General features: G+C 72.7%; 9 protein-coding genes. 5 read left to right on the top strand and 4 right to left on the bottom strand.

All coding sequences use genetic code 11. The features are described 5' to 3' along the window. Positions 1-49 precede the first annotated feature (49 nt). The gene (locus FHS29_RS18090) at positions 50-1537 is read right to left on the bottom strand and encodes a putative glycoside hydrolase family 15 protein (protein ID WP_312864971.1); all 1488 of its coding nucleotides are present in this window, start codon (positions 1535-1537) and stop codon (positions 50-52) included. Then, entirely contained in the window at positions 1519-2916 is a 1398-nt protein-coding gene (locus FHS29_RS18085; RefSeq protein WP_312864970.1) for a sugar transferase, read from the bottom strand. Before FHS29_RS18085 ends, FHS29_RS18090 begins: the two co-directional genes overlap by 19 nt. Before the next feature lie 391 nt (positions 2917-3307). Here FHS29_RS18085 and FHS29_RS18080 point away from each other — a divergent pair, with 391 nt between their 5' ends. After that, a complete protein-coding gene (locus FHS29_RS18080) occupies positions 3308-4108 on the top strand; it encodes a glycosyltransferase (protein ID WP_184691854.1) in 801 nt (266 codons plus the stop codon). Continuing rightward, complete coding sequence (locus FHS29_RS18075; RefSeq protein WP_312864969.1) at positions 4105-5703, top strand: FAD-dependent oxidoreductase; 1599 nt, start codon at positions 4105-4107, stop codon at positions 5701-5703. The genes FHS29_RS18080 and FHS29_RS18075 overlap by 4 nt, the downstream gene beginning before the upstream one ends. Here the strand turns inward: FHS29_RS18075 and wecB are convergent. Then, the gene (wecB, locus tag FHS29_RS18070; protein WP_184691853.1) at positions 5626-6738 is read right to left on the bottom strand and encodes a non-hydrolyzing UDP-N-acetylglucosamine 2-epimerase; all 1113 of its coding nucleotides are present in this window, start codon (positions 6736-6738) and stop codon (positions 5626-5628) included. The two genes, FHS29_RS18075 and wecB, sit on opposite strands and share 78 nt — an antisense overlap. Before the next feature lie 143 nt (positions 6739-6881). Between wecB and FHS29_RS18065 the strand changes: the two genes are divergently transcribed. Continuing rightward, positions 6882-7820: a lysyl oxidase family protein gene (locus tag FHS29_RS18065; protein ID WP_184691852.1), complete on the top strand. Its 939-nt coding sequence runs from the start codon at positions 6882-6884 to the stop codon at positions 7818-7820. A 147-nt stretch (positions 7821-7967) separates the two neighbouring features. Here the strand turns inward: FHS29_RS18065 and FHS29_RS18060 are convergent, their stop codons facing one another. Next, positions 7968-9194 (bottom strand): NAD(P)/FAD-dependent oxidoreductase, encoded by a 1227-nt coding sequence (locus FHS29_RS18060; RefSeq protein ID WP_312864968.1) that lies wholly within the window; start codon positions 9192-9194, stop codon positions 7968-7970. A gap of 140 nt (positions 9195-9334) precedes the next feature. Between FHS29_RS18060 and FHS29_RS18055 the strand changes: the two genes are divergently transcribed. Together FHS29_RS18055 and FHS29_RS18050 are read left to right on the top strand one after the other, a co-directional pair. Next, positions 9335-10801, top strand: a complete 1467-nt coding sequence (locus tag FHS29_RS18055; RefSeq protein WP_184691850.1) for a flavin-containing monooxygenase — start codon at positions 9335-9337, stop codon at positions 10799-10801. 52 nt (positions 10802-10853) lie between these two features. Continuing rightward, a complete protein-coding gene (locus tag FHS29_RS18050) occupies positions 10854-11426 on the top strand; it encodes a DUF4232 domain-containing protein (RefSeq protein WP_184691849.1) in 573 nt (190 codons plus the stop codon). The last annotated feature ends 100 nt before the right edge of the window (positions 11427-11526 follow it).

Genomic DNA, 11526 nt, shown 5'->3' with positions numbered 1-11526 from the left:
CGCATCTCGGGCGCTGTCTTGAGGACTCCGCGAAGACCACCCGCATGGGTCAGGCCGCGGCCGTCGGTGTGGGTGTGGGTGTGGTGACGGGCGTGGTCGTCGTGGTGGTGGGTGTCGTGGTGAGTGTGGTGGTGGTCGGAACGGGTGTGGTGGTGGACGTGGGTCGGGCTTTGCTCGTCGTGGTGGGGGCCGGCCTGGTCGCGGTGGGCTTGGTGGTCTTCGGTTTCACCAGGACCAGGGCGTCCGCGCCGGCCAGGTCGACCAGGGTGGGGACGGTCGTGCCGTCGATGGTGACCAGACCGGGGGGCGGGATGACGTGGGCGGTGGTGGCGGTCGGGTTGACGGCCACCCAGCCGTTGGTGAACTTGCGCGTCCACGTGCCGTTCGGCAGGTGGTTGGCCGTTTCCACCGCCTCGCCCAGGTTCGCGTCCTGGTACGGCGACCAGTCCGGGTCCTGGTAGTCCTTGGTGGTCGCCCCGATCCAGCACGTGTACGGACCGGCCAGCAGCGCCGCGGTGGCGTAGCCGACGCGTTCCTCGCGGTGGCTCTGCGTGTGGGTGACCAGCAGCAGCCACGACTCGCCGAGCGCCGCCTGGGCGCGCAGTTCCTTGAACTCGTTGCCCTTGAACGTGATGAGGTCGCCCGCCCCGTTGTCGCGCAGGCTGAAGTTCTCCTCCATCGCACCGTGGTAGCGGGAGTGCGCGGACCACCGGCCCGGGGTCAGCTGCGACTCGGACACGTTGGGGATCAGCATCTTCCCCTCCTTGCGCAGCGACTCGCCGGCGACCTCCAGGAAGCGGTCCAGGCCGTCGCGGATCATCCGGTCGGTGGCGGCGGTGTCCGCGGTGCCCTTCAGCACGGCGGGCGAGTAGTGCCCGAGCGAGCTGAAGTCGTTGTCCGCCAGCACGCCGTCCCAGCCCTCGCGCACCACCTCGGCGGTCACCGCCTCCGCCCACGCCCGCTGGTAGCCCTCGTCCCACACGGTCATCTGCCAGTGCTGCGGGTAGCCCTTCCACTCGATGCGCCGGTCGGCGGTGTCCAGGGCGAACCACTCCGGGTGCTTCCGCTCCGCCGCGTAGTACCCGACGCCGCTGGGCAGCAGCGGCGCGTCCTGGTCGCCGACCACCGCGCCGGGGTAGTTGCGGGTGCTGGAGAAGTCCTTGTACACCAGCACCTTGATCTTCGGGTTGAGCTTGTGCAGCCGCCGCATGGCCGCGGTCTCGGTCGCGTTGAGCACCACCAGGTCGTAGTGCTGGGCGGCGAACTTGAGGTCCGCGTACGTCGGCGGCTCGCCGATGCCGTACCACCAGGCGCACGGCGCGAGCGGCTTCGGCGGCGGGCCGAGCGGGTCCACCCCGGGAGGGACGCCCCGGTGCGCCCTCGGATCCCACTCCGGGGCCGGTTTCACCCGGACCGCCGTGGTCCGCTCCCCCGCCGGGCTCGGCAGCGCCGCCGAGCCGGCCAGGAGGAGCGCGACGCCGCACGTGCCGGCGAGCACGCGTCGGGTGTGGGCACGGATCAGCGGTTCCTTCGGCACAACAGCTCACCCACCGTCAACAACAGGATTCTCACGTCCAGCCACAACGACCAATTCGCGATGTAGTAGTTGTCGTAGCGGGACCTGTCGACTATCGAGGTGTCCCCTCTCAACCCGTGGACCTGAGCGAGTCCGGTCAATCCCGTGGGCACCCGGTGCCGCGCCCAGTATAGGTCGTGCACAGCGGAGAATTCGCGAACGAAACCCGGTCGTTCCGGTCGGGGTCCGACAATCGACATGTCGCCCTTGAGGATGTTCCACAACTGCGGCAGCTCGTCCAGGGACGTGCGGCGCAGGAATCGCCCGACCGGGCCCACCCGGCGGTCGCCGACCACCGACCAGCGGATCTGCGAGTCGTCCTCGTCGGTCATCCGCACGCTGCGCAGCTTGTAGAGCACGAAGGTGCGGTCGTCCATGCCGACCCGGACCTGCCGGAAGATCACCGGGCGACCGCTCTCCAGCAGGACGGCCAGCGCGCACAGCGCGATCACCGGGGCGAGCGCGACCAGCGCGACCGCCGCCAGCACCACGTCCACCGCCCGCTTGACCCACCAGCTCGGCCTGCTGGTGGGCGCGGTGCTCAGCCGCACCAGCGGGTAGCTGCGCAGCCGCTCGACGTCCGGGCCGTCCTGGTACAGCTCGTACATCCGGGGCACCACGAAGATCGCGCAGCCCAGCCGGTGGGCCGTGATGGCGGCGTTGACCAGCGGCGAGTCCGCGGCGTGGGAGAACGCCAGCACCACCGTGCCCGCGCGCAGCCGGGTGATCGCGTCGGCCAGGTTCTCCGGCAGCAGCGGCGCCGGCAGCACGGCCGGGTCGAGCGCGGGCGCGGGGTCGACGAACCCGACCGGGCGCAGGCCGAACTCGGGGTGCTGGAGCATCGCGCCCGCCAGGGTCGCCCCGACCTTGCCCGCGCCGACCACCACGGTCCGGTCGCAGCGGTGGAAGCGCCGGCGGGCCCAGCGGCCGAAAGTGAACACGAACAGGCGAGCAGGTTCACTCCACAAGGTGAAGTTCACGATGGCCCACTGCACCTCGACGGTCGTCTCCGGCGGCGTGCCGAGCGCCAGCGTGACGCCGGTGACCAGGGCGAACGCCGTGGCGGTCGCGATCACCGAGCGCGGCAGCTCGTGCAGCCAGGACAGCCACAGCCGGCGCCGGTAGAGCCGGCAGGACGCCCGCACGCCGAGCAGCACGCCCGCGACCACGCCGACCCACACCCGGTCCAGCGCAGCCGTCGCGACGCCGAGCGCCGCCACGTCCACCACCACCAGCAGCACGGCCACCGCGTTGACCCGGTTGAGCAGGTCGCGCCTGGTCTGGGGCCGCGCCCGGCCCGGCGGCGCCGGGGCCGTGGCCGTCGCACCCACCCGGTTCACCGCGAGCCACCCCTCCGGCCGGCCAGCGCTCGGCAGACCGGCTCCAGCAGCGCCAACACCACGCCACACCACATTCCGACGACGTCCTTTCCGCCGGCCGGCGGCGGCAGGGCGGGACCGGCACCACGCCGGACCGCCACAAACGTAAACCGACCGAGTTCACTCGAACGAGTACTTTGATCACTCAGTGCATAAAAGATGGAATGAGACACCTCTGTTTCACTCTTCCGAGAGAGAGGAACCTCCTTTCCAGCGACAAAGGTGTGCGTCTCGTGCGGTTTCCGGTCACCGTCCGGGGTGCGCGAAACACGGGGTGGGCAGAACCCGGGTGGAGTTCCCAGGCGAATAATTCTGGCCCGCTTACCCGCAACGACGGAAATGGGGTCGACAAGTGGCCGTCGACGAACGACAGGCGCCCGCCGCGCCGGACACGATCCGCACCCGTGGCCGGACGCACGTGGTGCTGCCCGCCTACAACGAGGCAGCCTCGCTGCCACCGCTGCTGCACCGGATCGCCGAGGTCGCCCGCACCGAGGAGGTCGCGGTGTGGGTGGTGGACGACGGCTCGTCCGACGGCACCGCCGACGTGGTCTCCGGCGTCGCCGGGCTGGACGTCCACGTGGTGCGGCACCCGGTCAACCTCGGGCTCGGGCAGGCAGTCCAGTCCGGGCTGCGGGCCGTGCTCGCGGTGGCCGGGCAGGACGACCTGGTGGTGGTGATGGACGCCGACGACACCCACGACCCGGCGCTGATCACCGCGCTGCGGGCGGAGATCGCGGCGGGCGCGGACGTGGTGATCTGCTCCCGGTTCGTGGCCGGCGGCGACGACACCACCGCGCCCGCGTTCCGGCGGTTCCTCTCGCGCGGGGCGGCCGTGCTGTTCCGGCGGGTGCTCCGGGTCGACGGGGTGCGCGACTTCACCAGCGGGTTCCGCGCCTACCGGGTCAGCCTGCTGGACCGGGCGGCCGGGCACTGGGGCGAGCGGCTGGTGGAGGAGCGCGGCTTCGCGTGCATGGTGGAGCTGCTGCTCAAGCTGCGGCACTGCCGCCCGGTGATCGCCGAGGTGCCGCTGCGGCTGCGCTACGACCGCAAGCAGGGTCCGAGCAAGCTCAAGCTGCGCCGGACGATCGCGCAGTACCTGAAGCTGCTCATGCGCGACCGCCTCGCGCCGGCGCCCTACCGCCCGCTGTGAGGGACGACGTGGCGGCCACCGGGGACGCCGGCCGGGACGCGGCGACCGGCGGCGCGCGGGAACGGGCGACCGCGACCGGTCGGGACACCGCGACGGGAGCCGGGCGGGACGCCGTCGCCGGGACCGGTCCGGACGCGGTGGTCGGGGCTCCGCGGGACGGCTCGGCGGCGGACGGGTCGGCGGCGGGCGACTCGTTGTCGGGCACGCGGGTCGCCGTGCTGGGCGGCGGGATCTGCGGGCTGGCCGCCGCGCACCGGCTCGCGCGGTCCGGTGCGCGGGTGACCCTGCTGGAGGCGAGCGACCAGCTCGGCGGGCTCGGCACGTTCTTCCCGTGGCGCGACCGCTGGGTCGAGCGGTTCTACCACTGCGTCATGCCGACCGACGACGACCTGCTGGACCTGCTGGGCGACCTCGGCCTGCGCGACGCCGTCCGCTGGCGGCCGACCCGGATGGGCATGGTCGTGGACGGGCGGCACTTCCCGTTCAACTCGGCGGCGGACCTGCTGCGGTTCACGCCCCTGCCGCTGCACGACCGGCTGCGGTTCGGCGTGGTGTCGTTGCTGCTGCGGCGACTGGGCCAGGGCAAGGACCTGGACCGGCTGCGCACCGAGGACTGGTTGCGCGGCGTCTACGGCGACCGGGTGTGGGAGCGGCTGCTCGCGCCGATGTTCGGGTCCAAGTTCGGCGCGGCGTTCGGCGACGTGCCCGCGCTGTACCTGTGGCAGCGGCTGGGGCGCGAGAGCAACGTCTCGGTGCGCGGCTACCCCGAAGGCGGCTACCGGGCCGTGATCGACGCGCTGAGGGCCTCCGTCGAGGCCTCCGGCGGCGTGGTGCGGACCTCCGCACCGGTCCGCGGGCTCGAAGTCGACGGCGACCGGGCCTTGGTCGCGGTGGCGGGCCACGGGACCGTCGAGGCCGACCGGGTGGTGTCGACGCTGCCGCTGCCGGTGCTGCGGGAGGTCGCCGACGACGGGCTGGCGCGGCGGATCCCGGACGTGCGGTTGCCGTACCAGGGCGTGGTGAACGCGCTGTTCTTCCTGAGGCGACCGCTGTCCGGGCACTACTGGGCGCCCGTCGTGCGGTCCGGGACGGACTTCGACGGGGTGATCGAGATGTCCGCGCTGGCCGGACCGTTCGACGGCCGGCACCTGGTGTACGTGATGCGCTACACCGACCGGGAGTCCGCGCTGTACCGCGAGGACGAGGGCCGGATCGCGGCGCGGTGGACCAAGCAGCTGGTCGGGCTGTACCCGGACCTGACGTCGGCGGACGTGGACGACGTGCGGGTGTTCAAGGCGCCGTTCGTGGAACCCGTGTACCCGTTGGGGTACCTGGCGAAGCGGCCCCCGGTCGAGGTCGGGGGCACGCCCCTGCTGCTGGCCACCACGGCGCACGTGTACCCGTCGGTGACGAGCTGGAACTCCAGCGTGGCCTTGGCGAACCGCGTCGTCGGCGTGCTGGGCGACGCGGTCCGCCGGGGGTCGGCGGTCCACCGGGAGCCGGCGGACCGCCGGGACTCAGCCGACCAGCGCCGGGACGCCGGGACGCTCGCCGACCAGCTGCTCCAGGGCGGCGGCGATCCGCACCGAGGGTGAGCCCGTGCCGTAGGGCGACGGGATGTCCGCGAGCCGGTCGCGGTGGCCGGCCACGTCGTCCAGCCACTTCCGCACCTCGACGCCCACCCCCGGCCCGGGTGGGACGAGGGTGCCGAACGTCCCTTCGATCTCGGGGCGCTCGGTGCTGCGCCGCACCACCACGACGGGTCGCTTGAGGACGCTGACCTCTTCCTGGATGCCGCCGGAGTCGGACACGACGACGGCGGCACCGCCCGCCAGGGCGAGGAACTCCGGGTAGGCCTGCGGCTCGGTCACGCGCAGGGCGCGCAGCAGGTGGCCGAGGCCGAACTGCTCGACGCGCTTGGCCGTGCGCGGGTGCAGCGGCAGCACCACGGGCAGCGGCAGCGCGGCCAGTTCGCGCAGGATGGTCTCCAGGTTGGCCGCGTCGTCCACGTTCTCCGGGCGGTGGATGGTGGCCACCGCGTAGGTGTCCCGGTGCAGGCCGTGGGCCGACAGCACGGCGGCTTCGGCCTCCGGGCCGGGCAGCGCGGCTTCCAGCGCCTCCACCACGGTGTTGCCGGTGACCTCGATCCGGTCCACCGGGATGCCCTCGGCCAGCAGGTTCCCCCGGTTGAGCGGGGTCGGCGCGCAGCACAGGTCGGCGAGGTGGTCGATCACCACCCGGTTGTGCTCCTCGGGCATCGCCCGGTCGAAGCTGCGCAGGCCCGCTTCGACGTGCACCAGCGGCACGTCGTTCGCGTTGGCCGCCAACGCCCCGGCGAGCGCGGACGTCGTGTCGCCCTGCACCACGACGGCGGTCGTGCGGTGCCCGGCGAGGACGTCGTCCACGGCCTCCACCGCGAGCCCGAGCTGCGCGCCGCGCCGGGCGCCGCCGAGCGCGAACTCGTGGTAGCCGCCCGGTTCCGCGATGTCGCGGCGGATCAGCTCGTACATGGTGCGGTCGTAGTGCTGTCCGGTGTAGACGACGACCGCGCGCGGGCCGAACAGCCGGATCAGCGGGGCGAGCTTGATGAGCTCGGGGCGCGTGCCGCAGACCAGCGTGACGGTTTCCACCGTGAAGTATCTCCTCTTTGCCCAGGACGACCAGAGCCGGATCGCGCGACACGTTAGGTTCTGCCGGGTCGTTTTCCGTTGCACCTCAGTCGATCGAGTGAACGAGGGTGTCGACCGGGGTGTCCCCGCACTAGGTTGTCGTGGTGATCAGGAAATTCCGTACGGTGGCCGCGGCCGTGACGACCGTGGCCGCCCTGGGCGGCGCACCGGCCGACGAGGGGCCCCTGCTGCCGGATCTGAGACAGGCGCCGGTCGGCTGCGCCGGTGGCACGAACCGGGATCCGGGGCTGTGCACCGACTGGGACGTGTGCATGGTGGCCGACGCGGACGCGCCGAGCGGGTCCTGTGTGGACTCCGGCCCGATCGGCGCGGTGCGGCTCAGGTTCACCACATCGGTGGACAACATCGGCGAGGGCCCACTGCTGGTCTACGCCAAGCGCGACTCGGTGGACGTGCCGACGATGACCGCGCGGCAGGCGTTCCAGTCCCGCTCGGACCGTTCGATCCCCGGTTCGTACGACCAGGCCCAGCACGCCATCCCGGCTTCGGTGTACTACGAGCCCGCCCCCGCGCACGTGCACTGGCACCTGCTGGACTTCGAGCACTTCCAGCTGCGCACCCCCGGCGGCGAAACCCTGGTGCAGGACCGCAAGAACGGCTTCTGCCTCGGCGACCGCTACCCCGCCAGGGACGCCCGCGACCTGCCGAACCGGCCGAAGAGCACCCGGACGCCGGAGGGCAAGCTGGCGGAGTTCCTCCGGCAGAACCGGTGCCGCCACCACGAACCGCAGGCGCTGGACGTGGTGGAGGGCATCTCGGTGGGTTCCGGTGACGACTACGACTACCGGGTCGACTACCAGTGGCTCGACCTGACCGACCTGCCGTCGGGCGTGTACGACGTGGTGAACGTGGTCAACGCCGACCGCAGCTTCGTCGAGAAGCGCTACGACAACAACGCGTCCTCGATCGCGGTCTCCGTGCAGTGGCCCGGCGGCGGCTCCCGGCCGGCGGAGATCACCGCCCCGCCACGGGTGGAGCTGCTGCGCAGCTGCCCGGACAGCGAACGCTGCGCGGAGCGGTGAGCCGCACCGGTCCGGGCCCCGGGTAGCCCGTCCCCCTCAGTCGGGTGGCCGCCGATCCCCACAATCGGCGGCCACCTCTTTCCACCCGCCTCGGCGATCACCGGTCAGCGGTTCAGCGGTCAGCGGTCACTGATCACCGGTCACCGATCAGCGGTCACCGCGGAGGTCGGCGAGCACGGCACGGGCGGCGCGGCGGCCGGACACCAACGCACCCTGGATCGAACTGGTGTCCCGGTGGTCGCCGCACACGTACCGCCGTCCGCCCATCCGGACCGGCGAACGGAACCGGTGCGGCGCGGGCATCGCCGGCAGCGCGTGCGGGATCTCGTACCGGGCCAGGGTTTCCCACGACCGGGTGTCGACGCCGTAGAGCCTGGCCAGCGCACTGCGCACGTCCCGCTCCGCGACATCGGCGCCGGAACCGGAGCCGGCGCCGGTGTTGGCCAGCACGGAGGCCTGCACCAGCGGCGCGTCGGGCGAGTAGCCGGGCGCCACCTCGGAGATGACGGCGGTGTTGGCGATCGGGCCGCCGTTCGCGTCGACCAGCAGCGTCGGGTCGCGCAACGGCGGCTCCGGCGGCCGGAAGTACCAGGTGGTGACACCGTTCCAGGTCGGTTCGGGGCACTCGGGCAGCAGCCTGGCGGCGGTGGTGCCGTCGGTCGCGACCACCACGGCGTCGGCGTCGACCCGTGACCCGTCGGCGAGGTCCACGCCGTCGTCGCGGACCGCCACCACCTCGGCCCCCGTCCGCACCGGGATGCCGGCCGCCAGCTGACGCGGCAGCGCGACCATGCCCTCGGCCGGCAGCGCCGCACCGCCCAGGCCGAAGCACCGCCACACCAGGCGGAAGAACCGCGACGAAGTGACGAGTTCGGCTTCCAGGAAGACGCCCTGGAGGAACGGCCGGAAGACGCGGGCCACCGCGTCGTCCGACAGCCACCGCCCGAGTTCCTCCCGGGTGGTCGGGTCGGGCGAGTCCAGGATGGTCCGGGCGCGCAGGTCGCGGGCCGAGAACGCGCCCAGTCCGGCCAGGTCGCGCAGCCCCAGCACGCGCTGCGCCATCGCGCCCTGCCACGCCGCCGGACCTCCGCGCGGATCGGCCAGGAGGTCGTGCCGCCCGTTGTCGTGGATGAACACACCCCGCCGGAACGGCTGGAGGTCAAGCGCGTCCAGGTCGACGCGGGACAGCGCCGGGTAGGCGGGCAGCAGGAGCTGGAAGCCCCGGTCCAGTCGCACGCCGTCCACGACGTCGGTGCGCACCCGCCCACCGACGTCGTCGCCCGCTTCCAGCACCGTCACGCCCACACCGGACTCGCGCAGCGCCCGCGCCGCGCTGAGCCCGGCCAGTCCCGCGCCTACCACCACCACGTCCACCACCCGAAGCTAACCGCGCGCCGGCCCTGCTGCACGACAGGTGGCCGGCGGACGGGTCCGCCGCGTTTCCCGACCGCGGACGGCGGGCTGCCGGCGGTGGCCGCGTGGATCCGGAGTCGCACGGCCAGCACACTGGGGACATGGTCACCACCGAACCCGCCCACCTCGACGTCGTGATCGTGGGCGCCGGGCTCTCCGGCATCGGCGCGGCGTACCGCCTGGGCACCGAGCACCCCGGCCGGTCCTACGCGATCCTCGAAGCGCGCGACGCGATCGGCGGCACGTGGGACCTGTTCCGCTACCCCGGCGTCCGGTCCGACTCGGACATGTTCACCCTCGGCTACCCGTTCGAGCCGTGGCGCGAGGCCGAGTCCATCGCGGACGGGCCGTCGATCCTGGACTACGTCCGGCGCACCGCCGCCACCCACGGCATCGACCGGCACATCCGGTTCCGCACCAAGGTGCTCGGGGCGGACTGGTCGACCCGGGACCAGCGCTGGACCTTGACGTTGAGCGACGGCGGCACGCTGACGTGCGGGTTCCTCTACTCCTGCGCGGGCTACTACGACTACGAGCGGGGTCACGAGCCGGAGTTCCCCGGTGTCGCGTCCTACGAGGGTCGGGTGGTGCACCCGCAGTTCTGGCCGGCAGACCTGGACTACGCGGGCAAGCGGGTGGTCGTCATCGGCAGCGGCGCGACCGCCGTGACCATCGTGCCGTCGATGGCCGGCACCGCCGCGCACGTGACCATGCTCCAGCGCTCCCCCACCTGGATCAGCCCGGTGCCGGGACGCGACAAGGTCGCCGACCGCATCCGCGAGCTGCTGCCCGCCGGCCTGGCGCACCGGATCGTGCGGGCCAAGAACATCGCGTTCACCACCGGCTTCCACCAGTTCTGCCGCCGGTTCCCCGGCACGGCGCGCAAGCTGCTCACCGGCCTGGCGAAGCGGGCGCTGGAGGACGAACGGGCGGTGCGGGAGCACTTCACCCCGACCTACGACCCGTGGGACCAGCGGCTGTGCGCGATCCCGGACGCCGACCTGTTCAAGGCGATCAACGCGGGCCGGGCGTCCGTGGTCACCGACCACGTCGACACGTTCGTGCCCGAAGGCATCCGGTTGAGGTCCGGGCGGGTGCTGGCGGCCGACGTCGTGGTCACCGCGACCGGCCTGCGGCTGCTGGCGCTCGGCGGCATCGCGCCCGGCGTGGACGGCCGGACCGTCGACCTGTCCGAGCAGTTCGTGTGGCGCGGCGCGATGATCACCGGCATCCCGAACTTCGCGGTGTGCATCGGCTACACCAACGCCTCGTGGACGCTGCGCGCCGACCTGACGTCCCGACTGGTGTGCAAGGTGCTCGATTACCTGGACCGCGAGGGGTTCTCCTCCGCGGTACCCCGGCCGGACCGGGTGATGGCGCGCAAACCGTTGCTGGACCTGACTTCCGGCTACGTCCAGCGGTCGATCGACGCGTTCCCCCGGCAGGGCGACCGAGGCCCGTGGCGGGTGCGGCAGAACTACCTGCTCGACTCGGTGCAGACCCTGCGCGGCGACGTGGGCGAGCAACTGGCCGGCACCAGGGCCCGCGCGTTCCAGCTCGCCCGGTGACCGCGGCCGGCCACCGGGTTCCTCGCGGGCACGGCTGTGAAATAGTCACCCGGTGATCGGACGGCTGGTTTCCCTGACGCTCGTCCTGGCCGTGACCGCTTGCGGCTACCAGCCGCCCCTGCCCTCGCCCGCGCCATCCCCCTCCCCGGCGGCGTGCCCGGCGGGCGGGTTGGCCTTCAGCGCGGCCGGCGGTGACGCGGCGATGGGCCTGCGGGTCCTCGTGTTGCGGATGGACAACTGCGGCACCGAGCCGTACGCGGTGGAGGGCTACCCGGACCTGAAGCTGCTGGACGAGGACGGCCGGGTGCTGGACGTCCGGGTGTTGCGCGGGTCCAAGGAGATCTCGACGGTCGAGTCGTTCGAGGTGCCACCGACCCCGGTCACCCTCCAGCCCGGCGACGCGGCCACCACGGGCCTGGTGTGGCGCAACACCTACGACGACACCACCAACCCCCCGCAGGTGGGTGTGCGGATCGACATCGCCCCGCTGGCCGGGCGTCCTCGGCAGACGTTCACGCCACACCTCGGACCGGACGGCGCACCGGGCGGAGCGGAGTCGAACCCGGTCACGATCGACCTGGGCAGCACCGGCAAGCTCGGCGTCAGTCCCTGGACGAAGTCCTGAAGCCCTGGACGAAGTCCTGAACTCCCGAAGCCCTGGGCCAAGTCCTGACGACGGCGACCGGCACCCAGGGCGGGACGCCGTTCCCGCCGGGCGCCCGGTG

Origin of the sequence: Saccharothrix tamanrassetensis, from assembly GCF_014203665.1 — a bacterium.
Taxonomy (GTDB): domain Bacteria; phylum Actinomycetota; class Actinomycetes; order Mycobacteriales; family Pseudonocardiaceae; genus Actinosynnema; species Actinosynnema tamanrassetense.
The sequence above is the reverse complement of the archived record's forward strand: the minus strand, read 5'-3'. Positions and strand labels throughout refer to the sequence as shown.